The following is a 25,218-nucleotide window of genomic DNA, read 5'->3' on the forward strand; positions in this document are numbered from 1 at the left end:
CGCTACTGCGCTTCTCCCCCAGGTGTTACCGCCCGCCCCGCGCGCACGCGGACCGTGAGCGCCGCCGGCCCCGCCCGTCCCGCGGCCGCGCCGCGACCTCGCCCGCACCCCTGGCTGGAGACCCGCATGACCACCACGACCGACCTCGCCGTCCGCCCGCTCGACCCCGCCGACGAGCCGCGCTGGCGCGAGCTGTTCCGCGCCTACCGCGACTTCTACCGCCTGCCCGAGTCCGAGGACGTCGTGTCCCGCACATGGGGCTGGCTGCGCGACCCGCACCACGAGTGCCAGGCCGTCGTGGCCGTGGCCGACGGCACCGTCGTCGGCTTCGCGCACCACCGGCGCATCTCCTCGCCCTACACCGGCACGACCGGCGTGTTCCTCGACGACCTCTACACCGCCCCGCAGGTGCGCGGCCGCGGCGTGGGCCGCGCGCTGATCCGTCGACTCACGGACCTCGCCGCGTCCGAGGGCCGGCAGTTCGTGCAGTGGGTGACCGCCGACGACAACCACCGCGCGCAGGCGCTCTACGACTCGGTCGCCACGCGCACGCGGTGGGTCACGTACGAGGCCGCCGCGACACCGGCCTGACGCCACGACGCCGGGCCGGGCTCACGCGCCCGGCCCGGCGACGCCGTCAGCGGTCCGGCCGCACGATCCCGCGCATCAGCTCCAGTCGAACGTGAGCAGCGCGGTCCGTGTCTCCGGCTCGACGAACAGCAGGATCGCGTCGGCTCCGTGGTCGCGCCACGGGTAGCCGGGCGTCGCGGCCACGAAACGGAACGGGCGGCCGTCCACGAGCCGCAGGACGGGCGCGCCCGCGTCGGGCGCCTCGAGCACGACGGCCGCTGGGGGCGGCTCCACGACCCAGTTGCCGGTCGGGGTGTCGCCACCGAGCCTCTCGACGACCGGGAAGCCTCCCTCCGACCCGGCGCGCGGGCGCGTCGGGTCGCCGAAGTCCCCACCGGCGAGCACGCCGTGCACCCGCCACCGCTCGCGCGACGCGGCGAGGTCGGCCTCGGCGTCGGCGTAGAAGGCCGCGAGCGCCGCGGGCACGTCGTCCCCCACGGTCTCGATCTCGAAGACCGAGCGGTCGCCGAGCAGCCGCCACCGCCCGTCGTCCTCGATGCGGAACGCCAGCCAGTTGACCGCCGACCACTCGTCGGGCGGTGCTGGCAGGTGGCCACCGAGGAGCCCGCCCTCCCGCTCGACCGGGCTGAGCAGCAGACCACGGGCGAGCACGGGGAGGTCGCGCGCCCCTGGCCCGAGCGCGGCGGGGTCGAGCACGCCGAGGTCGATCGAGACCAACGGGTGCAGCACACGGCCCAGCCACGGCTGGTCGGAGACGAACACGTCGACCGGGTCGGGGAAGACCTCGACGCGCGGGTCGTCCGGCGGGAGGGCCTCTCCCTCACGATCCCGCCGCCCGAGACGGAAGCTCCCCCGGAGGCGCCGGAACCGCGACTGGTCGCTCACGGCGAGCAGCCTAGGGCGGCCGCGACCGCCCCGGATCCAGGTCACCTCACGAGCCGGCTCCGCCACGCCCAGGCCGCGATCTCGACCCGGTTGCGCGCACCGAGCTTCACGCTGATGTTCCGGGCGTGCGTCTTGACGGTCGACAGCGACACGAAGAGGTCGGCGGCGATCTCCTCGTTGGTGCCGCCGCGTGCGATCGCCGCGACGATCTCCAGCTCACGGTCCGTGAGGTCGTGCTCGACCGCGGACGGCGCCGCGCCCGCCGCGAGCTCGCCGAGCAGCCGCACGGTCACCGACGGCGAGACCAGCGCGTCGCCGTCGGCCGCGGCGCGCACGGCCTCGACGAGCAGCCGCGGCCCGGCGTCCTTGAGCAGGAACCCCGACGCGCCGGCCGCGAGCGCGGAGCGCAGGTACTCGTCGGTGTCGAACGTCGTGACGACCACGACGCGGGGCGCGTCCGGGAGCCCGGTGACCTGCCGTGTGGCGTCCAGCCCGTTCATGCCGGGCATGCGGACGTCCATGAGCACGACGTCGGGACGCAGGCGCTGCGCGGCGGCCACGGCGTCCTGCCCGGTGCCGACGTCGGCCAGCACGGCGATGTCCCCCTCGGCCTCGAGGACCATGCGGAACCCGGCACGGACCATCGCCTGGTCGTCGGCCACGACGACGCCGATCACCGGGTCACCGCCGCGGGGATCTCGACGCGCACGACCCACGTGTCGGCCTCGTCGGCGCCGGCGTGCAGGGTGCCGCCCAGGGCCGCGACCCGTTCGGCCATGCCGATGAGGCCGAACCCGCCGTGCGCCGATCCCCGCCGCACGCCGTCGTTGCCGACCTCGAGCCGCAGCGTGTCGTCGACGACGCGCACGGTGACGTGCGTGCTGGGGTCGACCGCGTGCCGGCGCACGTTGGTGAGGGCCTCGCGGACGATGCGGTAGGCCGACTCGCCGACGCCGGGCGCGAGGGGTGCGTCCGGGACGTCGACCCGCGACGTCGTGCGGCCCCGACCTGCGTCGAACCGGTCGACCAGGGGCGGGATGTCGGCCAGGTCGTACCGCACGGTGACCGGGGCGTCAGGCTCGGCGTCCTCCCGGATCGCGCCGACCATGCGCCGCATGCCCGCCAGGGCCTCGGCACCGGCCGCCTCGATCGCCTCGAACGCCTGCGTCGCGCGTGCGGGATCCGTGCGGGCCACGGCGATGGCCGCCTGCGCCTGCACGACGATCCCGGTGACCTGGTGCGCGACGACGTCGTGCAGCTCGCGCGCGAGCTCGGTGCGCTCGGCCCGGCGTGCCTGGTCGAGCGCCGACGCGCGGCGCGTGCGGACGGCGCGGCCCGTGACACCGGCGACGACGGCGCAGCCCCAGACGAGCACCGCGAGCAGCACGCCCGTCGCCTGCGGGCCGATCCGCAGCACGACACCCCCGACCACGGCGACCAGCGCGGCCGCCGCGGTGCCCGCGGCCGCCCGCGACGTCGGCGCGGCGCGCACCCCGGACGCGGTGACGACGACGAGCGCGGCGGCCTCGGTGAGCGACGGGGAGGGGCTGCCGACGACGGCGCACACGAGCGACCCGACCGTCGAGACGGCGAGCACCCCGCCGGTCGCGAGCCACCACGGCAGCCGGCGCCGCACGAGCGCCACGACGGCCACGACCACCGCGACGAGCGCGGTGACCAGCGCGCCAGCGACGTCCGCACCACCGGGCGTGCCCGGTGCGAGGCGCGCACCCAGCTCGAGGTCGACGACGAGCAGGCCCGCGAGCGCGACGAGCTCGAGCGCCGTCGTCGCGGCGCGGGACCGCAGCCACGTCGCACGGGGCGGTCGTCGGTCGTCGGGGTCCGGCACGCGTCCACCCTACGGATCACCACGCCCGGGCTCCGCGAGCGCTCCGGAAGATCGTCCCTTCGACCGAGGGTGACCGACCCGGACCGTCCGCCCGGTCGATTCCCGTGGGTCAGGGCGTTGACCAGGCTGGACGCATGAGCCAGCCTCCCGTCGCCCCGCCCCCGCCGACCGTCGCCGGACCGCGCCTCGCCGCCCGCGCGGTCGACCTCGTGCGCGAGTACGGCACGGGCTCGAGCCGGGTGCGCGCGCTCGACGGCCTGAGCGTCGACCTGGTCGAGCGTCGGTTCACCGCGGTCATGGGCGCCTCGGGGTCGGGCAAGTCGACGTTCCTGCACTGCCTCGCCGGGCTGGACCGGGCGACGTCCGGGCAGATGCTGCTGGGCGGCACCGACCTGGGCGCGCTCGACGACGCGGCGCTCACCGCGATCCGGCGCGACCGCCTGGGGTTCGTCTTCCAGGACGGCAACCTGCTGCCGCACCTGACGGCGGGCGAGAACATCGACCTCGCGGCCTCGCTGGCCGGCCGCCGCACGGACCGCGCGTGGCGGCGCGAGCTCGTCGAGCGGCTCGGTGTCGCGGACCGGCTGCGCCACCTGCCGTCGCAGCTGTCGGGCGGGCAGCGGCAGCGCGTCGCGGTCGTGCGGGCGCTGCTGGGCCGCCCGGACCTCGTCGTGGCCGACGAGCCGACGGGCGCCCTCGACAGCGAGTCGGGCGCCGCGCTGCTGGCGCTGCTGCGCGCGTGCGTCGACGAGTTCGGTCAGACGGTCGTCATGGTCACGCACGACCCGTCGGCGGCGGCCGTCACCGACGAGGTCGTGCTGCTGCGCGACGGCCGCGCCGCCGGGCGGGTCGACCGGCCGACGCGCCGCACCGTCCTCGAGCGCCTCGGCGAGCTCGCCGCACCCGCGGGGGTCGGCGCGTGATCGTCGCCCGGACCGCGCTGCGCAGCGTCCTGCGGCGCCCAGGGCAGGCGCTGCTCGTCGGCGTCGCGATCACGGCCGCGACCGCGTTCGCCGCGGTCGCCCTGCTGGTCGCGGCCAACGCGCGCGTCGCGCTCGTCGCGTTCGGCATGGTCACCCCGCCCGCGGCCGACGTGGTGGTCGTCCCCCGCGGCGACGTCGCGCCGGGCGCCGCGCTCGAGGTCGCCGAGCGCGTGCGCGCGCTGCCCGGCGTCGTGGACGTCGCGGTCGAGCACCTCGGGGACGTCGAGGTCGAGGCGGGTGGCGTCACCACGACCTGGAAGCTCACGAGCGACCCGGGCGGCGGACCGCTGAGCGCGCTGCGCGACGCCCCCGACGTCGGCCCGCTCGAGCCCGGCGGGATCGTCCTGGGGCGGCGCACCGCCGAGCGCGTCGGCGTCGACGTCGGGGACACGGTCGTGGCGGGCGGGCACGAGCTCGTCGTGGCGGGAGTCGGGCCCGTGCGGGAGTTCGGGCAGGACGTCGGGCTCGTGCACCCGTCCGACGCGGTCACGATCGGCGGGATGCCGCCCGTGCAGATGTTCGTCGTCGGGGACGTGGACCTCGCCGCGGTGCGGGCCGTGGCCGGTGACGCCGCCGTCACGAGCGGCCCCGAGCAGCGCGACCGGGAGGCCCGGTCGGTGGGCGACACGCTCGCGGGCGTGCTCGGCGGGCTGTCGGTGTTCGTCGCGCTGGCCGTGGTGTCGGCCGTGGTGATCGTGTCCTCGACGTTCCGGATCGTGCTGGCGCGGCGCGCCGCGGAGCTCGCGCTGCTGCGGTGCGTCGGCGCGACGCGTCGCCAGGTGCACCGCTCGGTGCTCGCCGAGGCCGCGTGCGTCGGCCTGCTCGGGGGCCTGGTCGGGACCGGTGCCGGGCTGGGGGTCGCCGCGGGGCTCGTCGCGGCGGCGCGTGCCGCGGACCTGGTGTCCGCGCCGTTCGTCGCCGCGCCCGGCGGGCTCGTCGCGTGCGTCGCCCTGTCGGTCGTCGCGACCGTCGCCGCGGCGCTGCCCTCGGCGCGCGCCGCCGGTCGCACGGCACCCGTCGTGGCGCTCGGGGCGGCACGCTCGTCCGACGCCCGCCCCGTGCGCGTCGGCGCGCGCCTGGTGACGGCCGGTGCGCTCACGCTGACGGCCGTGGCCACCGGGGCCGTCGCGGTCCCCGTCGCGCGCACCGACCAGCTGACGGGCCTCGCGCTCGCCGCGCTGAGCGGGACGCTGGTCTTCGCGGTGCTGGTCGCGGTCGGCCCGTTCCTCGTGCGGTGGGCCGCCCGGGCGGTGCGGCCGCTCGGCGCTCGGTCGGCGGCGCTGCGGCTCGCGGTGTCCAACGCGCACCGCTCGTCGCGCCGCACCGCCGCGATGACGACGGTCCTCACGCTGGGCGTGGGCCTGGCCGCGGCGCTGCTCGTGGCGGTCGCGGGCGTCACCGCCGACGCGCGCGAGAGCGTCGTGCGCACCTTCGGGGCCGACGCGCTGATCCCGGTCGACGTCGTCGCCGACCCGGACGCCCTGGTGGCCGCGCTCGCGGCGCACCCGGCGGTCGACGCCCGGGTCGTCGGCACCGACATCCTCCTCGACCCCGCCCCGGGGACGGACCCCGCGGCGCTGCGGGACGCCGTGCTCGACACCGTTCCCGCGGGCACGTCGGTCTACTGGGCGGGCGACGTGCTCGCGGGCATCGAGCAGACGGTCGCCGTGGGGCAGCTCGTCGGCGCGGCGATGATCGGGGTCACGCTCGTCGTCGCGATGGTCGGGGTCGTGGTGACGCTCGCGCTGTCGGTCGCCGAGCGCCGGCAGGCGATCGCCCTGGTCCGCGCGCTCGGCGTGAGCCGGGCGGGCGCGCGCCGGTCGGTGGCGGCCGAGGCCGGGCTCGCCTCCGCGGTCGGCGCGACGCTCGGCGTCGTCCTGGGCGGCGCGTACGGCGTGCTCGCGCTGCGCGTGCTGGACATGCCCGCCGGCCAGCCGCCGTTGGTCCGGCTCGCGCTGCTGGGCGCCGGCGTGGTCGGCGCCGCGGTCCTCGCCGCGGCCGTGCCGATGCGCAGCGCCGGGCGCGTCGAGCCGGCGATCGGGCTGGCGGCGCGATGAGCCGCCACGCCCGCGTCACGCGTCGCGGCACCGCCGACCACCCACGTCCGACCGACGACAGGAGCACCCCGATGACCACCCGCCGCACCGTCCTGGCCACCACGACGCTCGTCCTGACCGCCGCTCTCACGGGCTGCGCGACGTTCCAGGACGTGTTCCCGGTGGGGCAGCGCGAGTTCACCTACGCCACGAGCGCCGACGTCGAGAGGTCCGGCGAGTCCTTCCGCTTCCAGGGGTTCCTCCCCCAGGACGCGACGGACGTGCGGCTGCTCGCCCAGCTCGACGGGCACGCGGGGGTGATGCGTTGGACCAGCCCCACGCCGTTCGACGCGCAGCACTGCACCGCCGCGCCCGTCACCGGCGCGCCCGACCTCGAGGCCGCGTGGCTGCTCGACCCGCTGCCGGCCGACGGGTACGCGTGCGGGACGTGGACGGTCGTGAGCGTCGGCGACACGCACCAGGCCTGGCGGGACGAGCCGGGGTCGGGCACCGAGCCCCGGTGACGGCCCGGCCGTCCGTGCGGGTTGACCTCCCGCTCCAATCGTGCGAGATTCGCCGCACAATCATTGTGCGACTTCTTTCGAACGACAGGACTGCCGATGTCACCTCGGACCTACCACCACCCCGACACGGACGAGATCGCGATCCCCCGCGTGCTGTTCGCGCTGAGCGAGCCGCTGCGGCTCGCCATGGTGCGCGTGCTCGCCGCGCAGGGCGAGACCGACAGCCTCGAGCTGGGCCCCGACCTGCCGCGCTCGACCCTCACGCACCACACGAGCCTGCTGCGCGAGTCCGGCGTCGTGCACGTGCGCGCGCAGGGCCGCAAGTGCCTCATCAGCCTGCGCACCGAGGACCTCGAGTCCCGGTTCCCCGGGCTGCTCGACGCGGTGCTCGACGGGTACGAGCGCACCACCGACCTCACGGACCCGCACCCGTGACGCGCCGCCTGTGGCCCCTGGTCGTGGCCGCCGTCTCGCTCGGCGTCGACGCGTACGTGCTGGCCGGCGTCCTGCCCCGCATCGCCGCGGACCTCGGCACGGGCGTCGCGGCCGTCGGGCTGGGCGTCACGGCCTTCACCGCCGCGTACGCCGTCGCCGGCCCGACCCTCTCGGGACGGCTGACCCGAGCCGGGACGGCACGTGCCCTGCTCGTCGCGCTCGGTCTGTTCAACCTCGGCAACCTCGTGACGGCCGTCGCCACCGGGCTGCCGCTGTTCCTCGCGTCGCGCGTCGTCGCCGGCGTCGGCGCGGGCGTCCTCACCGCGGTCGCGACCGCGACGGCCGCGGCGATGGTCGATCAGCACGAACACGGCCGTGCGATGTCCCTCGTGACGTTCGGCCTGTCGACCGGCACGGTCGCCGGCGTGCCGCTCGGCATGCTCGTCGGCGAGCGGTTCGGCTGGCGGTGGACGATGGCGATCGTCGTCGCCGTGGGCGTCGTCAGCATGGCGGCCCTGGCCACGCGCCGCACCACGCTCCCGCCGCTGCCGACGACGGCAGCCGCGTCACCGCTCGCCGTGGTCCGCGACCCGCGGACGCTCGTCGGCGTCGCTGCGGCGTTCCTGCTGGGCGTCGCGAGCCTCGGCCTCTACACGTACGTGCTGCCGATGGCGCAGGACCGCGGCCTCAGCGGGACCGGGTTCGCGCTGGTCTGGGCGTGGGGCGTCGGCGGCGTGGCCGGCTCGGCGGCGGTCGGCCGGCCGCTCGACCGCCACGGGCCGCGCCCGCTGCTCGTCGGGCTGCCCGCGCTCCTGCTCGTGGCCTTCGCGCTCCTCACCCTCACCACGTCCCCCGCGACGTGGCTCGTCGCCGCGACCCTGTGGGGCGCGGCCGGCTGGGCGAGCGTGCCGACGCTGCAGCAGGCGCTCACGCGGCACGCCCCCGAGCGCGCGATGTCGGTAGTCGCGTTCCAGATGGCCGCGATGTACCTGGGCTCGGCCGTCGGCGCCGCCGCGGGCGGCGCGCTCCTCGCGGCGGGCGCGCGGGCGGGGACGCTCGCGGGCTGGGCGATCGTGCCCGCAGCGCTGGCGCTCGCGCTCACGGTGACCGTCGCGGCGCGCGTGCGGCCGGGCAGGCGGACCACGACGTCCGCGCGGAGCTAGCGGACACGCCGCGGAGACGCACGCGAGCGGTGGCGCGCACCTCCGCGGCGCCCCGTGACGTCCCAGCGGCCCGTAGCGGCTCGACCGGCGCCGCGACGAGCAGGCGGCCAGGCCCGACGCGCCTGACGAGGCCGAGTCGGCCGGCGCCCTCGCCTCGCCCGCACGGGGTGCGAAGTGCAGGCCGGTCGGGGCCCGGCGCTGGTGAGCGGGGCGGCACTCGAGCGTCCCGTACCGCGCCGACTCCGCGAGCACGGGTGCGCACATCGCCGACGTTCCGCAGCACTCGGTGCGACGCGTCGACCCTGGCACCGGCACCGCCGGGCGGGAGCTCGGGCTCTGGCACCGTGCGCCGCGCACCCTCTCCGCCGCGCTCATCCCCCGGCGGTGCAGGTCGGCGGCGTCAGGACACGGTCCGGCGCCCCGCGAGCGGGACGACGACCAGCCCGCTGGCGCACAGCAGGGCCCACCACTCGCCCGTGACGGCGCCGACGACCACCCCGGCCGTCAGGACGAGGGCCGAGAACACGACCGCGACCCACCCGAAGGGCTTGCGCCGCCCCGGCCTCCGCTGCTTCCCCTGCGGCTCCATGGGTCGACGCTACAGCGGACCTCGCCCTACGCCGTGGCCCGCGCGGGCCGTGCGGCGACCCTGTCGGCGTACGCGTCGCGCACGAGTGCGACGTCCGCCAGCGCCGCCGCAGCGCCCGACCGCAGGTACGTGCCCATCGGGTTGAGCGCGACCTCGGCGACGCCCGCGTCGCGGTCCGTTGCGGGATCCACCGGACCATGCCCGGCGCGACGAGGCTAGCGCAGGGTCCGGACGTCGGCGCCCGGCGAGGCCATCCCGTGCTCTCGTCTACCGGCTCGCGTCCGTCCTCGCCTCGCGTCGTCGCCGGGCCGCCACGGTCACCGCGGCCGAGCAGCACCATCGCGGCTGCACGACGCCCTCGTGACGTCCGGCGTGTCGACCCGCACGGCCGCCGGTGTGCCCGTGTGCCGGTCGACGTGATCATCGTCGAGACGACGCGCACACCGCGTGAACGCCGAACGCCCGTAGCCGACTTCCCGGCTACGGGCGTTCTCGACGTCGGACGACGCCGGACGGTCGGGCTGACAGGATTTGAACCTGCGACCCCTTGACCCCCAGTCAAGTGCGCTACCAAGCTGCGCCACAGCCCGTCACCCCCGCAGGGGCCTCGGAAACTCTACCGCACTCGCGGGGCCGTCCTGTCACCCGTGGGCAGGTGGGCGCGCCACGCGCACGCGACCGCGACCAGGCATGCCGTCGCGATGACAGCCCCCGCGACGAACATCGCCGGGTACGCCCACCGGGCCGAGAGCCACGCGAGCGCGGCGGGCACGAAGAACCCGGTGTAGGCCACCGAGTAGTAGACGGCGGTGAGGCCCGCGAGGTCGTCGGGCGTCGCGATGCGCTGCACCTCGGACAGACCGGCGACCAGCGCGAGCCCGTAGCCGGCGCCGAGCACGACCGCGGCGAGCACCGCGACCGCGAGACTGAGCGTCGCGCTCGCCCACGCCGCGGCCGCCATGCCCGGCACGACGATCGCCATCGCGACGACCGACGCCCGGGCGCTGCGCGCGGTGTCGATGCGCCGCGCGAGCTGCTGCACGGCGAACCCGCTCGCGAGCGTGACGACCGTGAGGAACGCCGCGAACGCGATCGGCACTCCCCCGGCGCTGCGGCGCAGCAGCCCCGGCAGCACGGCGTACGCGCTGCCGACGGCCCCGAACACCCACGGCGCGACCGGCACGACCACACGCCAGAACCGCCGGTGCGCGACCGCGGGCACGCGCAGGTCGTCGCGCAGCCGGGCGCCGGGTGCGCGCGGCGGCGCGGGGTGCGTCTCGGGCACCGACAGCACCGCGGCCATCGCCGCGAGCGCGACGCACGCGTGCACGAGGTACGGGGTGCCGGTGCGCCACGGGCCCCACTGCGCGAGCGCACCGGCGGTGCCGGCACCGAGCAGGAAGCCCAGCGTGAGCGCGAGCGACGCGCGCCGCGGACCCGCGCCTGCGTCGCCGGTGGCGGCGCTCAGCTCCGCGACCCACGTGGTCCCGACGGCCATGACGAGCCCGAGCGCGACGCCCGACAGCACGCGCCCGGCCGCGAGCGCGGGCACCGACGCGGGCCCGAACGCGATGACGAGCGAGCCGACCACGCCGAGCGGCGCGGCGGGCAGCAGCAGCGGGCGGCGCCCGTACCGGTCGGACAGCGGCCCGCCGACGAGGAGCGCGGGCACGATCCCGACGACGTACGCACCGAGCAGCGCGTCGACCGTGAGCGCGGACAGGTGACTGACGTCGCGGTACATGACGAGCAGCGGCGTGAACTCGTTGCCGCCCCACGCGACCGCGAGCATGAGCGCGGCGACGCCGCGCCACGCGTGCGCGCCGACGGCTCCGCCCGCAGGGGCGGCGGGCGAGGTCCCGGGCGGCACGCCGGGGCCGGTCCGCGCGGACGGGTCGGGAGCGGAGACGTCGCCGGCCGCGCCGCCCGCGCGCGTGGGCGCACGGGTGGCGGCGGCGACACCCGCGCCCGCCGCGGGCGTGTGCCCTGCCGACGTCGTGCGGCTCACCGCTGCCCTCCGTGCCGCCCGGCGGTGCCGTGCGCGTCGTGCACGTGCGCGGCGAGCCGTGCCCGGAAGCCGGCCGCGTCGCCGTCGGCGATCGCGGCGACGAGCGCCTCGTGCCCGTCGACGAACGTCGCGGCCCGCGCCGACGACCGCCCCACCGAGAGCGCCACCATGCGGCTCTGGCGCTCGCGCAGCGTCCCGGCGACCTGGGTGAGCACGGCGTTGCCGCCCGCCGCGACGATCGCGTGGTGGAACTGGGCGTCGAGGTCGGCGTAGGCGTCGAGGTCGACGTCGTCGGTGTCGGCGTCGAGCGCGTCGCGCTGCCGGGCGACGAGCCCGCGCAGCGTGGCGACGAGCTCCTCGCGCGCGCCCGGCGGCCCCGCGAGCACCTGCTCGACCGCGTGCCCCTCGAGCAGCAGTCGTGCGTCGAGCACGTCCTGCGCCTCGCCCGGCGCCGCGGGGACGACGAGCGCGCCGCGCTTGGGGAACAGCCGCAGCCACCCCTCGGCGGCCAGCCGCAGGAACGCCTCGCGCACGGGGGTGCGGCTCACGCCGAGCTCGGCGGCGACGTCGACCTCGCTGAGCATGCTGCCCCCGGGGTGCCGACCGCCGAGCAGCGCGTCCTTGACGTGCCGGTAGACGGTGTCGGCGGCGGACGCGGGTGGGGCGGACGGTCGACGCGGCATGCATGCATGATGCATGCATGTCGCTACTCATTCATGGGATGACCAGCGGGTGAGACGACGTCGCCCCCGAGGTCGCGCCCCGAGGCGACCCGCACACGTCGCCAACCCGCCCGCGGTGCGCCGGCCGTGCGGCGTTCCGGCCGTCCAGCCGCCGCAACGCCGCACGCACCGCGGTCCGCGGGTACCGGCCGGAACCCCCGCCGACGCCCGCGCACCGCCGCGGCCCGGCGCGTGCCGCCCCGGTCCCCGTCAGCCCTCGCCGTCCGCCCGCCGCCGCAGCGCGTCGAGCTCGGCGGCCACCAGCCCCAGCACCAGCAGGTCGACCAGGAGACCCCAGGACGCGTCCCACTGCGAGAGCCGGAACAGGAAGAACTGCGTCACCAGCAGCGACACGATGACCGCGCGGCGGAACCACAGGTAGCCCTCGATCGCGTCCCCGCCGACGCGCAGCAGCCCCACGACGCACAGCGCGCCGCTGGCCGCCGCGGCGACGAGCGCGCCGACCAGCACCCACGCGGGGCTGCCGTCGCCGCTCCACCACCCCGTCACGGCGCGCGCGATCGTGAACGCCGACGACCCGAGCAGCACGAGCACGGCGAGCCACGGCACGAACCGCGCCTTGATCAGGGTGTGCAGCACGCGCACCGCGAACGACGACACCGCACCGACCGGGTCGGGCAGCGCGACGTCGTCCTCGGCGACGCTGTCGACCAGCGCACGGGCCTGCGCGGCGCCGTGCACGTCGCCCGCGTGCCGCAGGTGCGCCTCGGCCCGTCGCCGCGCCGACGGCGTGAAGCCACCCACGACCCCCGCGACCGCCTCGTCGACGGCGCCCGCGAGCTCCTCGCGCGGGTCCGGGTCGCGCCGCCCGTGCAGCGCCTCGGCGAGCAGCCCCAGCCCGACGACCGTCGCATACACGATCGCGGCCGTCGGCTCGTAGAAGTAGTCGTTGTCCGAGGTGACGAACTTGCCGACCTCGTCGACGAACAGCCCGAACCCGACGCCGCCGACCAGCGACCCCAGCGGCCGCAGCGCGGGCCCCGCGAACGACAGCAGCAGCACGAACGCGAGCGCCATGAGCAGCCCGCCCCACAGCACGTGCGCGATGTGCAGACCGTCGCCGCCGACCTGCGGGTACCCGGTCGCGGCGAGGAACGCGCGCGTGAGCAGCACGGTCGCCGCGGTCGCGACGAGGAACGTGCCGAGGTGCCGGGTGGCGCGCGGGTCGCGCGGCAGCCCGAGCCGCAGCAGCGCGTGCGTCGTGACGCGGCGCGGCGCGGCGCCGTCCTGCAGCGAGGTCACGGCGCCGCCACGCGCACGGTCACCGCCGGCGCTTCTCGCGCACGCGCACCGAGATCGTGATGGGTGTGCCCTCGAACCCGAACGTCTCACGCAGGCGGCGCTCGATGAACCGGCGGTAGCCGGCCTCGAGGAACCCGCTCGCGAAGATGACGAACCGCGGCGGGCGCGTCGAGGCCTGCGTCGCGAACAGGATGCGGGGCTGCTTGCCGCCGCGCAGCGGGTGCGGGTGCGCCGAGACCAGCTCGCCGAGGAACGCGTTGAGGCGCCCCGTCGGGATGCGCGTGTCCCACGACGCGAGCGACCGCTCGAGGGCCGGCACCAGTCGGTCGGTGTGCCAGCCGGTGCGGGCCGACACGTTGACGCGCGGCGCCCACTGCACCTGCACGAGCTGCTGCTCGATCTCGCGCTCGAGGAACGGGCGCCGGTCCTCGTCCATGAGGTCCCACTTGTTGTACGCGATGACCAGCGCGCGCCCGGCGTCGATGACCTGCTGCACGACACGGATGTCCTGCTCGGTCATGGGCGCCGACGCGTCGACCAGCACGACCGCGACCTCGGCCTTCTCGACGGCTGCCTGCGTGCGCAGCGACGCGTAGAAGTCCGCACCGGTGGTCTGGTGCACGCGGCGCCGGATGCCGGCCGTGTCGACGAACACCCACGGCCGGCCGCCGAGCGCCACGAGCTCGTCGACCGGGTCACGCGTCGTCCCGGCCGTGTCGTCGACGACCACGCGCTCGGACCCGACCACCTTGTTGAGCAGCGAGGACTTGCCGACGTTCGGACGACCGACGAGCGCGACGCGGCGCGGCCCGTCGGGCAGCGGCACGGCGTGCGCCGAGACGGTCGGCAGCGCGCGCATCGCGGCGTCGAGCAGGTCACCGGTGCCGCGGCCGTGCAGCGCCGAGATCGGGTGCGGCTCCCCCAGGCCCAGCGACCACAGCGCGGCCGCGTCCGCCTCGACGGCCGGGCCGTCGACCTTGTTGGCGACGAGCACGACGGGCTTGCCCGAGCGCCGCAGCAGCCGCACGACCTGCTCGTCGGTGTCGGTCGAGCCGACGGTCGCGTCGACGACGAACAGCACGGCGTCGGCCAGGTCGATCGCGACCTCGGCCTGCTGCGCGACGCGCTTGTCGATGCCCGCGACGTCGACCTCCCAGCCCCCGGTGTCGACGACCGTGAACCGGCGCCCGGACCACTCGGCGGGGTAACTCACGCGGTCGCGCGTGACGCCCGGCTTGTCCTCGACGACGGCCTCGCGGCGCCCGAGGATGCGGTTGACGAGCGTCGACTTGCCGACGTTCGGACGGCCCACGACCGCGAGCACGGGCAGCGCCGCCTCGACGTCGGTGCCGTCGTCGTCCAGGCCCTCGCCCTCGAGGAGCGCGAGGTCCTCGTCCTCGAGCTCGTACTCCTCGAGGCCCGCGCGCAGCGCGCGCTCACGGGCCTCGTCGTCGACGTCGTCGACAGGCGGTGCGGCGGCGTCGAGCGGCGCGCTCGGCTCGGCGGCGTCCTGCGGGTCGACGCGCGTCAGGGTCGGGTCGGGCTGCTCCATGCCCCCATTCTCCCCCGTCGGGCGCCCTGGCACCGACACGGGCCCGCACGCGGCCCCGACGAGCCGTCGGTCAGGCCGTCGAGCGGGGGTCGTCGGCGGGCAGCGCGACGCCCGTGCGCCGCTGCGCCCCGACGACGAGCTCGCTCATCGCGGCCTGCACGAGCCGTCCCGCGCGGTCGATCGCCTCGCGCCGCGACAGCCCCTCGCCGGCGACGTCGACGGGGTCGCCGATCTCGACGTGCACGTCGCGCCGCAGCGGCGGCAGCCCGCGCACCGACTCCCCCGTCAGGCGCGTCCCGAGGATCGCGACGGGTACGACCGGCGCGCCGCCGTGCACCGCGAGCCACGCGACCCCGGCCCGCACCTGCTCGGCCGTGCCGCGTCCGCGCGTGCCCTCGGGGAAGATCCCGACGGCGCCGCCACGCCGCAGCACGCCGAGCCCGGCCTGCAGCGCGGGCCGGCCCATCGTGCGGTCCACGGGGATCTGACCGCCCGCGCGCAGCACGACCCCGACCGGCCCGTGGAACATCTCCTGCTTGACGAGGATGTGCAGGGGCCGCGGCGCGACGCCGATGAGCAGCGGGCCGTCGAGCAGCGTCACGTGGTTGGCCGCGAGCACCACCGGCCCGCTGCGCGGCACGCGCTCGGCACCGGTGACGTGCGTGTCCCACACGACGCGCGCGAGGAACCGCCCGACCCACCGGGCCCACGCGGGCCCGGCGGCCGACGGCACGTGCGGCGCGTCCGCCACGTCAGCCCCGCGCGGCCAGCGTGCGCTCGACGACGCCGAGCACCGCGTCGACGGTCTGGTCGAGGTCGAGCGCCGAGGAGTCGACCGTGACGACGCCGTCGGCGGCCGTGAGGAACTGCGCGACGGCGGAGTCGTCGGCGTCGCGGCGCACCACCTGGTCGCGCGTCGCCTCGACGGCCGCGGCGTCGTCCGAGCCGTGCACCTCGCGCGCGCGGCGCGCGAGGCGCGCCTCCTCGCTCGCGGTGAGCAGCAGGCGCACGTCGGCGTCCGGCGCGATCACCGTGGTGATGTCGCGGCCCTCGGCGACGATCCCGCGGCCGTCGGCCCACGAGCCGGGCTCGCACTGGAACGCGATCTCCGCGCGCTGCCGGCGCGCGAGCTCGGCGCGCACGTCGAGGTTCGTCGCGACCGCGCTCACGGCCGTCGAGACCGACGTCTCGCGGATCGCGGCCGTGACGTCGATCCCGCCGACCCACACCTGCGGCTCGCGCGGGTCGACGACCATGACGAGCACCATGTCGCGCACCAGGGCCGCGACGGCGCCGGTGTCCGCGAGGTCGACGCCCTCGTGCACGGCCCACCACGTCGCCGCGCGGTACATCGCGCCGGTGTCCAGGTACGCGAGCCCGAGCCGCTGCGCGACCCGGCGGGACACGCTCGACTTGCCCGACCCCGACGGCCCGTCGATCGCCACGACGATGCTCAACTCACCAGCCTCCATCCCCGAGCGGTCAGCTCGGACTCCAGGTGCTCGGCGCGCGCGGGCAGCACCGAGATCGCCGCCATGCCGACGGCGCGGCCCGCCGCGTGCTCGAGCTGCAGGTCCTCCAGGTTGACGCCCGCGGCGCCCACGTCCCCCAGCAGGCGCGCGAGCTCGCCCGGGGTGTCGGGCACCAGCACCGACACCACGGCGTACTGCTTGTGCGCGCCGCCGTGCTTGCCGGGGATGCGCGCGGCGCCCGTGTTGCCCTCGGCGATGGTGCGCGCGATGGTCGCGAGCGCACCGAGCTCGACGTCCTCGGGCCCGGTGGCCCCGGCTGCGCGGTCGAGCGCCTCGACCACCACGTCGAGGTCGGCCCGCAGCGCGACGAGCACGTCGCGCACCGCGGCGGCGTTGGCCGCGAGGATCGACGTCCACAGCGCCGGGTCGGACGCCGCGAGCCGCGTCACGTCGCGCAGCCCCTGGCCCGCGAGCGCGAGCGCGGCGTCGTCGGTGCCGCGCAGGCGCGCCGCGACGAGCGAGGACGCGAGCTGCGGCACGTGGGACACGGCCGCGACCGCGGCGTCGTGCTCGGCGGCCTCCATGACGACGGGCACCGCACCGAGGTCGACCGCGAGGTGCCGCACCGCGAGCAGCGCGTCGTCGCGCGAGGTGCCCGAGTCGGTGATGACCCACGGCCGCCCCACGAACAGACCCGGCACGGCCGCCGACGGGCCCGAGCGCTCGCGCCCCGCCATGGGGTGCGAGCCGACGTAGCGCGACAGGTCGACGCCCGACGCGCGCAGCTCGGCGAGCACGTACCCCTTGACGCTCGCGACGTCCGTGACGACCGCGTCGGGGTGGGCCGCGAGCGCGGCCCGCACGGCGTCGGCCGTCACGTCGGGCGGTGCGGCCACCACGACGAGCACGGGTGCGGCCGACCCCGGGGCGACGGGCGTGCCCGCGCCGACGTCGCGCGCGAGCGCGAGCGCCGTGCGCGACGGGTCCTCGAGCTGCACGTCCACGCCGTGCTGCGTCAGCGCGAGTCCCACGGACGCGCCCAGCAACCCCGTGCCGACGATCCGCACGGGGCCGACCGTGGCGATGCTCACATGCCCACCGAGGCCATGAGGGAGCCCAGCTCGGTCTTCGACAGCACGCGCGTGCGCCCGGGGCGCAGGTCGCCCAGGCGGATCGGCCCGATGCGCGTGCGCACGAGCTTCGTCACGGGGTGCCCGACCTCGTCCATGAGCCGGCGCACGACGCGGTTGCGGCCCTCGTGCAGCACGACCTCGACGAGGCTCGCGTGGCTCGCGACCTGCACCACCTTGAAGTCGTCGACCGTCACCGTGCCGTCCTCGAGCTCGACGCCCTGCTTGAGGCGCGTGCCGAGGGACTCCTTGACGCGGCCCTGCACCTCGACGAGGTACGTCTTGGCGACGCCGTGCGAGGGGTGCGCGAGGCGGTGCGCGAGGTCGCCGTCGTTGGTGAGCAGGATGAGCCCCTCGGAGTCCGCGTCGAGCCGGCCGACGTGGAACAGCCGCTCCTCGCGGTTCGCGACGAACTGCGCGAGCGCGGGCCGGCCCTCGGGGTCGTGCATGGTCGACACGACGCCCTTGGGCTTGTTCAGCGCGATCGTGATGAGCGAGGCGTCGAGCTGCACGCGCATGCCGTCGACGTGGATCACGGCGCTCTTGGGGTCGACGCGCACGCCGAGCTCCACCACGAGCTGGCCGTCGACCGTCACGCGGCCGTTCGCGATGAGCTCCTCGCACGCGCGACGCGAGCCGAGCCCCGCCGTCGCGAGGACCTTCTGCAGGCGCACGCCCTCAGGGTCGTGCACGTCGACCGGCTCGGCCGCCGGTGCGGGCCGGCGCTGGGGACGGCGTGCGCCGCCCGTCCCGCCACCCGTGGTGCCGCGACCGCGTCCCGGACGCCCGGCTCCTGCCGCGCGCCCACCTCCGCGGTGCCCGCGCGCGTTCGTGCCGCTCATCGTCCGTCCTCCCGTCCGTCGGTCGTGTCGACGCCCTCCAGCGTCTCGATGTCCGGCAGGTAGGGCGCCAGCGGGGGCAGCTCGTCGAGGGTCGACAGGCCGATCCGCTCCAGGAAGTATCCCGTGGTCCCGTACAGCACCGCACCAGTGACCGCGTCCTGGCCCACCTCGGCCACCAGGCCGCGGGTCGTCAGCGTGCGCATGACGCCGTCGACGTTGACGCCGCGGACCGCGGAGACCTGCCCGCGGCTCACGGGCTGCCGGTAGGCGACGACCGCGAGCGTCTCGAGCGCGGCCTGCGTCAGGCGCGCCGTCTGGCCGTCGACGACGAACCGGCCGACGACGTCGCCGTACGCCGGGTCCGAGTAGATCCGCCAGCCCTCGCCCGCCTGCCGCAGCTCGAAGCCGCGCGGCCGGCCGCCGTGCTCGCCGCGGTACTCGGCCGCGAGCTCGGCGAGCAGCTCGTCGACGCGCGCGGTCGGCAGCGCGAGCGCGGTCGCGAGCCGCACGGCCGGGATCGGCTCGTCGGCGACCATGAGCACGGCCTCGAGCGCCGCGAGCGCACCGCCGGGCAGCGTGTCGACGTCCGGCAGGGCGTCGTCGGTCCCGGCGTCGGTGGCCGCTCCCGGTGCGGCGTCCTGCGTCTGGCGCGTCTGCTCGCTCACGTGCTTGCCTCCTCGTCGCCACCGGCACCCACCGCGACGGGTGCCTGCGCGGGCGCGTCCGCCGGCACCTCGCCGGCCTCGCGGTCGAAGTCGTCGGACACGGTCACCTCGCCGTCCTCGCTGCCCGTCCACCGCACCGTGAGCTCACCGAGCGGCACCACCTGGTCGAACGCGACCGCGCCCTCGCGGAACAGCTCGAGCAGCGCGAGGAACCGCACGACCACGACGACGGGCTCGGCCGCGTCGGCGGTCAGCGCCCGGAACGTGCTCGCACCGTGCTGCCGCAGCCGGTCGACCAGCACGGCGGCCTGCTCGCGCACGCTCACCACGGGTGCGTGCAGGTGGCTGAGGTCGACGCGCGGGGGCGGCGGCTTGGGCGCGAGCGCGCGCGCCGCGAGCTCGGCGAGCCGCTCGGGACCGATCTGGAAGACCAGCTCGGGCAGCAGCGCCGCCTGGTGCGGCTCGAGCTCGACCGCGCGCGCGAAGCGCCGCGACCCCGCCTCGAGGGCGACGCCGAGGTCGGCCGCGACCTGCTTGTACGCGCGGTACTGCAGGAGCCGCGCGAACAGCAGGTCCCGCGCCTCGAGCAGCTCGAGGTCCTCGGCGTCCTCGACCTCGGCGGACGGCAGCAGGCGCGCGGCCTTGAGGTCGAGGAGCGTCGCGGCGACCACGAGGAACTCGCTCGCCTGCGACAGGTCCCAGTCGCGGCCGCCCGCGGCCGCCGCCCGCTCGGCCGCGCGGATGTGCGCGATGAACTCGTCGGTCACCTTCGACAGCGCGACCTCGGTGATGTCGAGCTTGTGCTTGGCGATCAGGCCCAGCAGCAGGTCGAACGGCCCGCTGAAGACGTCGAGGTGCACCTCGAAGCCGGTGGACCCGGCCGGGGCGTGCTCCTCCGGTGCGCTGTCCGCCGGCGCGCCGTCAGGCGGCGTCGCCACGCGCCACGAGCTCGCGCGCGAGCTGGCGGTAGGCCTCGGCACCGGCGTGCGTCGGCGCGTACTGGGTGATCGGCTCGGCCGCGACGGTCGCGTCGGGGAACTTCACGGTGCGGCCGATGACGGTGTGCAGGAGCGTGTCGCCGAACGCCTCGTGCACGCGCGCGACGACCTCGCGGGCGTGCAGCGTGCGCGAGTCGAACATGGTCGCGAGGATCCCGTCGACCTCGAGGCGCGGGTTGAGCCGGTCGCGGACCTTCTCGATCGTCTCGACGAGCAGCGCGACGCCGCGCAGCGCGAAGAACTCGCACTCGAGCGGGATGAGCACGCCGTGCGCGGCCGTGAGCGCGTTGACCGTGAGCAGGCCCAGCGACGGCTGGCAGTCGACGAGCACGACGTCGTAGTCGTCGAGCACGGGGCGCAGCACGCGCGACAGCACGGACTCGCGCGCGACCTCGCCCACGAGCTGCACCTCGGCGGCCGAGAGGTCGATGTTCGCGGGCAGCAGGTCCAGCCCGGGGATCGCGGTCTCGCGGATCACCTCGTGGATGTCCGCGTCGCGCTCCATGAGCAGGTTGTAGACCGTGCGGTCGAGCTCGTGCGGGCTGATGCCGAGGCCGACCGACGCCGCACCCTGCGGGTCGAAGTCGACGATGAGCACGCGCCGCCCGTACTCGGCCAGCGCGGCGGCGAGGTTGATGGTCGTCGTCGTCTTGCCGACGCCGCCCTTCTGGTTGCACATCGCGATGACCCGCGCGGGACCGTGCGACGGCAGCGCCGCGGGCACCGGGAACCTGGGCAGCACGCGGCCCACCGCGTCGAGCGGCTGCTCGGTCGTCTCCTGCGTCATCGGCTCACCATCTGCTTCCCGCCTCGCCCTCCCGGGCCCACCACGCGGCACAACCTACCCGAGCGACGCGCCGTCACGACCACGACAGACCGGGCACGCCGCGATCCGCCTCAACGCGCACGCGGGTGGCTCGCGGCGTACACCTCGCGCAGCGTGTCGGGCGTCACCATCGTGTAGATCTGCGTCGTCGTCACCGACGCGTGGCCGAGCAGCTCCTGGACCACGCGCACGTCCGCACCGCCGGCCAGCAGGTGCGTCGCGAACGAGTGCCGCAGCGTGTGCGGCGACACGTGCGCGGTGTCGAGCCCGGCCCGCTCGGCCGCCGTGCGCAGCACCGCCCAGGCCGACTGCCGGCTCAGGCGCGCTCCCCGCGTGTTGAGGAACACGGCCGCGTTGCCGCGCCCCGAGGCCGCGAGCGCGGGACGCCCGCGCACGAGGTACGCCTCGACCGCCTCCGCCGCGAACGACCCCACGGGCACGACGCGCTCCTTGCGGCCCTTGCCGAGCAGCCGCACGGCCGACCGGCCGGCCGTGAGGTCGAGGTCGTCGACGTCGACGCCGACGGCCTCCGAGATGCGGGCCCCCGTCGAGTACACGAGCTCGAGCAGCGCGCGGTCGCGCAGCGGCACCGGGCCGTCGCCGAGCCCCGCGGCGTCGATGAGGCGCCCGACGTCCTCGACCGAGATCGCCTTCGGCAGCCGCCGGGGCTGCGCGGGCGGCCGCACGTCGGCCGCGGCGTCGGTCGGCGCGAGGCCGTCGAGCGTGAGGAACCGGTGCCAGCCGCGCACCGCGACCACCGAGCGCGCGGACGACGACGCCGAGAGCACGGCCCGCCCGTCGGACCCGGTGCGCAGCACGAGCAGGTAGTCCTCGACGTCGCGCTCGGTGATCTGCGACGGGTCGTCGCGCCCGAGCGCGTGCAGGTGCGCGACGTAGCGCGTGAGGTCGCGGCGGTACGCCGACAGCGTGTGCGTCGCGAGCCCGCGCTCGACCGACAGGTGCGCGAGGTACCCCTCGAGCGCGGACGTCAGACGGTCGGGCACCGGCGCGTCACAGCGGCAGGAACACGTCCACCGCGATCGCGACGGACAGCAGCGTGAGGTAGGTGATCGACGCGTGAAACACGCTCATCGCGCGCAGCGGACCGCGCTGCGCGTCATTCGCACGGCGCAGCAGGCCGATGCACGACCACAGGAACCACCCGCCGAGCACGCTCGCGACGACGGCGTAGACCCAGGTCATGCCGGCGACGGGCACGAGCAGCAGCGAGCACGCGATCATCGCGAGGGTGTACGCGATCATCTCGCGCGCGACCTTGGTGTCGGCGGCCACGACGGGCAGCATCGGCACGCCGGCCGCCGCGTAGTCGCGCCGGAACTTCATCGACAGCGGCCAGTAGTGCGGCGGGGTCCAGAAGAACACGACGCCGAACAGCAGGACGGCGGCCCACGAGACGCCCCCGGTGACGGCCGACCAGCCGATGACGACGGGCATGCAGCCCGCGGCCCCGCCCCACACGATGTTCTGCGGCGTGCGGCGCTTGAGGATCATCGTGTAGCCGATGACGTAGATGAGGATCGCCGACCCGGTGAACAGCGCCGAGGCCGGGTTGACCGCGAACCACAGCCACGTGAGCGAGACGGCGCCCAGCACGAGCCCGAACACGAGCGCGGCGCGCGGCGTCACGCGGCCCGTGACGATCGGGCGGCGGCGCGTGCGGTTCATGACGCGGTCGATGTCGCGGTCGAGGTACTGGTTGAGCGTGTTCGCCGCACCCGCGGCGCCCGCGCCGCCGACGAGCGTCGCGACGACGAGCCCGAGCGGCGGGAAGCCCTGCGCCGCGAGGAACATCGTCGGGATCGTCGTGATGAGCAGCAGCTCGATGACGCGCGGCTTCGTCAGCGCGACGTACGCGCCCACCGTGCCGAGCACGCGCCGCAGCCCTGCGGCCTCCCGCTCCCCCGGCGTCGCGACCTCGTCGTGCGCGGAGCCGGCCGTCGCGTCGGGGGCGACATCGGGGCGGCTCGCGTCGGGCGGCGACGGGGTGGAGAGGCGCACGTGCTTCGTGCTCCGTTCAGGAGGTCGGACGAGTCCGCCCGGGGGCGTCGTCGGTCCGCACGGCGGCGTCGCGACGAGGGCGGTGGGACCGAGGTCCCGCCCGCCATGCTACGCATGGTGCCGTCCCGACGGGCGTCCCCGGCGTGCCCCGCGGCCCTGCGGCGACGTGAGATCGGTCGCACCGCCGCGTGATCAGGCCCGTCGCCGCGCTCCCACACCCGACGGCAAGCGATTGCCTCCCCGATGGGACGAGTGCGCGCGGTCCCACCGCCGCGCTATAGGCTCGACGAGGCAGAGGTCCCGTCCGACGGCGTGACGGGGATCCGCCGGGCGCGTCGCTCCCCGCGGCCGACGCCCGACGCTCGGAACGACGCCCCGCGCGTGCGGGACGGGAATGAGGTGCGGTGAACGCGAAGGCTCCCCTGGCCACGACGGTCGGCTGGTCCGACCTCGACGTGCGGGCGGTCGACACCGTCCGCGTGCTCGCGGCGGACGCGGTCGAGAAGGTCGGCAACGGCCACCCGGGCACGGCGATCAGCCTCGCCCCCGCGGCCTACCTGCTCTACCAGAACGTCATGCGGCACGACCCGACCGACCCGCACTGGCTCGGCCGCGACCGGTTCGTGCTGTCGGCGGGGCACTCGAGCCTCACGCAGTACATCCAGCTCTACCTGGCCGGGTTCGGCCTGGAGCTCGAGGACCTCGAGGCGCTGCGCACGTGGGGCTCGAAGACCCCCGGCCACCCCGAGTACCGCCACACGGCCGGCGTCGAGATCACGACCGGCCCGCTGGGCCAGGGCCTCGCGTCCTCGGTCGGCTTCGCGATGGCGGCCCGCCGCGAGCGCGGCCTGCTCGACCCCGAGGCGGCGCCGGGCACCAGCCCGTTCGACCACTTCGTGTACGTCATCGCCTCGGACGGCGACCTGCAGGAGGGCGTGACGAGCGAGGCCTCGTCGATCGCCGGCACGCAGGAGCTCGGCAACCTCGTCGTGCTGTGGGACGACAACCACATCTCGATCGAGGGCGACACGCAGATCGCGTTCACCGAGGACGTGCTCAAGCGCTACGAGTCGTACGGCTGGCACGTGCAGTACGTCGACTGGACCGCCGGCGGCGAGTACCGCGAGGACGTCGACGCGCTGCACGCGGCCATCGAGGCCGCCAAGGCCGTGACCGACAAGCCGTCGTTCATCGGCCTGCGCACGCTCATCGCGTGGCCCACGCCCGGCAAGACGGACGACCACTCGTCGCACGGCTCGAAGCTCGGCGGCGAGGCCATCAAGGGCCTCAAGGAGGTCCTCGGCTTCGACCCCGAGAAGTCGTTCGACGTCGCGCCCGAGGTCATCGCCCACACCCGGTCGCTCGCGGACCGTGCCGCCACGGCGCGCGCCGCGTGGCAGGAGAAGTTCGACGCGTGGGCCGCCGCGAACCCCGAGCGCAAGGCGCTGCTCGACCGCCTCGTCGCGGGCGAGCTGCCCGCCGGCTGGGCCGACGCGCTGCCGCAGTTCCCGGCCGGCAAGTCCGTCGCGACGCGCGCGGCGTCCGGTGAGGTCCTCTCGGCGCTCGCGCCCGTGCTGCCCGAGCTGTGGGGCGGCTCGGCCGACCTCGCGGGCTCGAACAACACGACGATGAAGGGTGAGCCGTCGTTCCTGCCGTCGCACCGCTCGTCGCACGAGTTCGCGGGCGACCAGTACGGCCGCACGCTGCACTTCGGCATCCGCGAGCACGCGATGGGCTCGATCCTGTCGGGCATCCGCCTGCACGGGCTCACGCGGCCCTACGGCGGCACGTTCTTCACGTTCTCGGACTACATGCGCGGCGCCGTGCGGCTCGCGGCCCTCATGGGCGTGAACGCGACGTACGTGTGGACGCACGACTCGATCGGCCTCGGCGAGGACGGCCCGACGCACCAGCCGGTCGAGCACCTCACCGCGGTGCGCGCGATCCCCGGCCTCGCGGTCGTCCGCCCCGCGGACGCCAACGAGACCGCGCACGCCTGGAAGGCGACGCTCGAGCGCTCCGACGGCCCCGTCGCCCTCGTCCTCACGCGGCAGAACGTCCCGACGTTCCCGCGCGGCGAGGACGGCTGGGGCACGGCCGACGGCGTCGCGAAGGGCGCGTACGTGCTGCGCGACGCGTCGACGGGCACGCCCGACGTCGTGCTGATCGCGACCGGCTCCGAGGTCCAGCTCGCCGTCGAGGCGCGCGAGACCCTCGAGGCCGCGGGCGTCGCGACGCGCGTCGTGTCGGCGCCGTGCCTCGAGTGGTTCGCCGAGCAGGACGAGGCGTACCGCGAGTCGGTGCTGCCGTCGTCGGTCCGCGCGCGCGTGTCGGTCGAGGCCGGCATCGCGATGTCGTGGGACAAGATCGTGGGCGACGCGGGCCGGTCGGTCTCGCTCGAGCACTACGGCGCGTCGGCGGACTACCAGACGCTGTACCGCGAGTTCGGGATCACCGCCGAGGCCGTCGTGGCCGCGGCGCACGAGTCGATCGCGGCGGCGCGTGGGGCGCACGCCCCGGCCGACTCGGCCGCGACGCCCACGCAGTCCGGCACGGGCGACCTGCCCGCCTGACGCACCACGCGGCGGGGCCGGCTCCAGCACCGGCCCCGCCGCGCACCACCCGCACGACCCGCACCACCGCTCGTCGTGGGACGAAGGGGAACG

The 25,218-nt window shown here is 76.1% G+C and carries 25 protein-coding genes and 1 tRNA gene; 7 read left to right on the forward strand and 19 right to left on the reverse strand.

Features of this window, described 5'->3' with window-relative positions:
* Window positions 1–126: 126 nt before the first annotated feature.
* Window positions 127–591 carry a GNAT family N-acetyltransferase gene (locus GY42_RS04645; RefSeq protein ID WP_046528441.1) on the forward strand — a complete coding sequence of 155 codons (465 nt, stop codon included), beginning with the start codon at window positions 127–129 and terminating at the stop codon, window positions 589–591.
* Window positions 592–666: 75 nt separating this feature from the next.
* Here the strand turns inward: GY42_RS04645 and GY42_RS04650 are convergent, their stop codons facing one another.
* From GY42_RS04650 to GY42_RS04660, 3 genes are read right to left on the reverse strand one after another with little or no spacing between them, the layout of a single operon-like run.
* Window positions 667–1,476: a hypothetical protein gene (locus GY42_RS04650; protein WP_046528442.1), complete on the reverse strand. Its 810-nt coding sequence runs from the start codon at window positions 1,474–1,476 to the stop codon at window positions 667–669.
* A gap of 41 nt (window positions 1,477–1,517) precedes the next feature.
* Complete coding sequence (locus GY42_RS04655; protein ID WP_046528443.1) at window positions 1,518–2,153, reverse strand: response regulator; 636 nt, start codon at window positions 2,151–2,153, stop codon at window positions 1,518–1,520.
* Window positions 2,150–3,325: a sensor histidine kinase gene (locus GY42_RS04660; protein ID WP_046528444.1), complete on the reverse strand. Its 1,176-nt coding sequence runs from the start codon at window positions 3,323–3,325 to the stop codon at window positions 2,150–2,152. The genes GY42_RS04655 and GY42_RS04660 overlap by 4 nt, the downstream gene beginning before the upstream one ends.
* A 134-nt stretch (window positions 3,326–3,459) precedes the next feature.
* Between GY42_RS04660 and GY42_RS04665 the strand changes: the two genes are divergently transcribed.
* The 5 genes from GY42_RS04665 to GY42_RS04685 all read left to right on the forward strand — a co-directional run bounded on the left by GY42_RS04665 (window position 3,460) and on the right by GY42_RS04685 (window position 8,466).
* Window positions 3,460–4,248 carry an ABC transporter ATP-binding protein gene (locus tag GY42_RS04665; RefSeq protein WP_046528445.1) on the forward strand — a complete coding sequence of 263 codons (789 nt, stop codon included), beginning with the start codon at window positions 3,460–3,462 and terminating at the stop codon, window positions 4,246–4,248.
* Window positions 4,245–6,365, forward strand: a complete 2,121-nt coding sequence (locus GY42_RS04670) for an FtsX-like permease family protein (protein ID WP_046528446.1) — start codon at window positions 4,245–4,247, stop codon at window positions 6,363–6,365. The genes GY42_RS04665 and GY42_RS04670 overlap by 4 nt, the downstream gene beginning before the upstream one ends.
* A 71-nt stretch (window positions 6,366–6,436) precedes the next feature.
* Entirely contained in the window at window positions 6,437–6,868 is a 432-nt protein-coding gene (locus GY42_RS04675) for a hypothetical protein (protein WP_046528447.1), read from the forward strand.
* A gap of 96 nt (window positions 6,869–6,964) precedes the next feature.
* Window positions 6,965–7,303 (forward strand): ArsR/SmtB family transcription factor, encoded by a 339-nt coding sequence (locus tag GY42_RS04680; protein WP_046528448.1) that lies wholly within the window; start codon window positions 6,965–6,967, stop codon window positions 7,301–7,303.
* Window positions 7,300–8,466, forward strand: a complete 1,167-nt coding sequence (locus tag GY42_RS04685) for an MFS transporter (RefSeq protein WP_046528449.1) — start codon at window positions 7,300–7,302, stop codon at window positions 8,464–8,466. The genes GY42_RS04680 and GY42_RS04685 overlap by 4 nt, the downstream gene beginning before the upstream one ends.
* A gap of 400 nt (window positions 8,467–8,866) precedes the next feature.
* Here the strand turns inward: GY42_RS04685 and GY42_RS04690 are convergent, their stop codons facing one another.
* The 16 genes from GY42_RS04690 to GY42_RS04760 all read right to left on the reverse strand — a co-directional run bounded on the left by GY42_RS04690 (window position 8,867) and on the right by GY42_RS04760 (window position 22,552).
* Window positions 8,867–9,055: a hypothetical protein gene (locus GY42_RS04690; RefSeq protein ID WP_046528450.1), complete on the reverse strand. Its 189-nt coding sequence runs from the start codon at window positions 9,053–9,055 to the stop codon at window positions 8,867–8,869.
* A 26-nt stretch (window positions 9,056–9,081) separates the two neighbouring features.
* Window positions 9,082–9,246: a hypothetical protein gene (locus tag GY42_RS19315; RefSeq protein WP_160309393.1), complete on the reverse strand. Its 165-nt coding sequence runs from the start codon at window positions 9,244–9,246 to the stop codon at window positions 9,082–9,084.
* Window positions 9,247–9,571: 325 nt separating this feature from the next.
* Window positions 9,572–9,645 (reverse strand) — tRNA-Pro (locus tag GY42_RS04695).
* Between the two features lie 26 nt (window positions 9,646–9,671).
* A complete protein-coding gene (locus tag GY42_RS04700; RefSeq protein WP_236686713.1) occupies window positions 9,672–11,063 on the reverse strand; it encodes an MFS transporter in 1,392 nt (463 codons plus the stop codon).
* Complete coding sequence (locus GY42_RS04705) at window positions 11,060–11,746, reverse strand: GntR family transcriptional regulator (RefSeq protein WP_046528451.1); 687 nt, start codon at window positions 11,744–11,746, stop codon at window positions 11,060–11,062. Before GY42_RS04705 ends, GY42_RS04700 begins: the two co-directional genes overlap by 4 nt.
* Before the next feature lie 249 nt (window positions 11,747–11,995).
* Window positions 11,996–13,048: a hypothetical protein gene (locus GY42_RS04710; RefSeq protein ID WP_082131350.1), complete on the reverse strand. Its 1,053-nt coding sequence runs from the start codon at window positions 13,046–13,048 to the stop codon at window positions 11,996–11,998.
* A gap of 19 nt (window positions 13,049–13,067) precedes the next feature.
* Window positions 13,068–14,600 (reverse strand): ribosome biogenesis GTPase Der, encoded by a 1,533-nt coding sequence (der, locus tag GY42_RS04715; RefSeq protein ID WP_046528452.1) that lies wholly within the window; start codon window positions 14,598–14,600, stop codon window positions 13,068–13,070.
* A 70-nt stretch (window positions 14,601–14,670) separates the two neighbouring features.
* On the reverse strand, window positions 14,671–15,351 hold the full coding sequence (locus GY42_RS04720; protein WP_046528453.1) for a lysophospholipid acyltransferase family protein: 681 nt from the start codon (window positions 15,349–15,351) through the stop codon (window positions 14,671–14,673).
* 1 nt (window position 15,352) lies between these two features.
* A complete protein-coding gene (gene cmk, locus GY42_RS04725; protein ID WP_046528454.1) occupies window positions 15,353–16,072 on the reverse strand; it encodes a (d)CMP kinase in 720 nt (239 codons plus the stop codon).
* A complete protein-coding gene (locus GY42_RS04730) occupies window positions 16,054–17,163 on the reverse strand; it encodes a prephenate dehydrogenase (protein WP_046528455.1) in 1,110 nt (369 codons plus the stop codon). Before GY42_RS04730 ends, cmk begins: the two co-directional genes overlap by 19 nt.
* Complete coding sequence (locus GY42_RS04735) at window positions 17,160–17,876, reverse strand: pseudouridine synthase (protein WP_442856785.1); 717 nt, start codon at window positions 17,874–17,876, stop codon at window positions 17,160–17,162. Before GY42_RS04735 ends, GY42_RS04730 begins: the two co-directional genes overlap by 4 nt.
* A gap of 164 nt (window positions 17,877–18,040) precedes the next feature.
* On the reverse strand, window positions 18,041–18,709 hold the full coding sequence (gene scpB, locus GY42_RS04740; RefSeq protein ID WP_046528457.1) for an SMC-Scp complex subunit ScpB: 669 nt from the start codon (window positions 18,707–18,709) through the stop codon (window positions 18,041–18,043).
* A complete protein-coding gene (locus GY42_RS04745; protein WP_046528458.1) occupies window positions 18,706–19,647 on the reverse strand; it encodes a segregation and condensation protein A in 942 nt (313 codons plus the stop codon). Before GY42_RS04745 ends, scpB begins: the two co-directional genes overlap by 4 nt.
* Entirely contained in the window at window positions 19,631–20,494 is an 864-nt protein-coding gene (locus GY42_RS04750) for a ParA family protein (protein WP_046528459.1), read from the reverse strand. Before GY42_RS04750 ends, GY42_RS04745 begins: the two co-directional genes overlap by 17 nt.
* A gap of 110 nt (window positions 20,495–20,604) precedes the next feature.
* Window positions 20,605–21,537, reverse strand: coding sequence for a site-specific tyrosine recombinase XerD (locus tag GY42_RS04755; protein WP_046528460.1), 933 nt, complete (start codon window positions 21,535–21,537; stop codon window positions 20,605–20,607).
* A gap of 7 nt (window positions 21,538–21,544) precedes the next feature.
* Window positions 21,545–22,552 (reverse strand): heme o synthase, encoded by a 1,008-nt coding sequence (locus tag GY42_RS04760; protein WP_082131352.1) that lies wholly within the window; start codon window positions 22,550–22,552, stop codon window positions 21,545–21,547.
* A 404-nt stretch (window positions 22,553–22,956) separates the two neighbouring features.
* Between GY42_RS04760 and tkt the strand changes: the two genes are divergently transcribed.
* Window positions 22,957–25,125: a transketolase gene (gene tkt / locus GY42_RS04765; protein ID WP_046528461.1), complete on the forward strand. Its 2,169-nt coding sequence runs from the start codon at window positions 22,957–22,959 to the stop codon at window positions 25,123–25,125.
* Window positions 25,126–25,218 lie beyond the last annotated feature (93 nt).

The organism is Cellulomonas sp. FA1, from assembly GCF_000986825.1.
Classification (GTDB): Bacteria; Actinomycetota; Actinomycetes; order Actinomycetales; family Cellulomonadaceae; genus Cellulomonas; species Cellulomonas iranensis.

What these genes read in the sequence shown, in the direction of transcription:
- GY42_RS04645 (WP_046528441.1), top strand. Translation starts at nt 127, where the DNA reads ATGACCACCACGACCGACCTCGCCGTCCGCCCGCTCGACCCCGCCGAC.
- GY42_RS04690 (WP_046528450.1), bottom strand. Translation starts at nt 9,055, where the DNA reads ATGGAGCCGCAGGGGAAGCAGCGGAGGCCGGGGCGGCGCAAGCCCTTC.
- GY42_RS04705 (WP_046528451.1), bottom strand. Translation starts at nt 11,746, where the DNA reads ATGCCGCGTCGACCGTCCGCCCCACCCGCGTCCGCCGCCGACACCGTC.
- cmk (WP_046528454.1), bottom strand. Translation starts at nt 16,072, where the DNA reads ATGGAGGCTGGTGAGTTGAGCATCGTCGTGGCGATCGACGGGCCGTCG.
- GY42_RS04680 (WP_046528448.1), top strand. Translation starts at nt 6,965, where the DNA reads ATGTCACCTCGGACCTACCACCACCCCGACACGGACGAGATCGCGATC.
- GY42_RS04675 (WP_046528447.1), top strand. Translation starts at nt 6,437, where the DNA reads ATGACCACCCGCCGCACCGTCCTGGCCACCACGACGCTCGTCCTGACC.
- der (WP_046528452.1), bottom strand. Translation starts at nt 14,600, where the DNA reads ATGGAGCAGCCCGACCCGACCCTGACGCGCGTCGACCCGCAGGACGCC.
- GY42_RS04750 (WP_046528459.1), bottom strand. Translation starts at nt 20,494, where the DNA reads ATGACGCAGGAGACGACCGAGCAGCCGCTCGACGCGGTGGGCCGCGTG.
- GY42_RS04665 (WP_046528445.1), top strand. Translation starts at nt 3,460, where the DNA reads ATGAGCCAGCCTCCCGTCGCCCCGCCCCCGCCGACCGTCGCCGGACCG.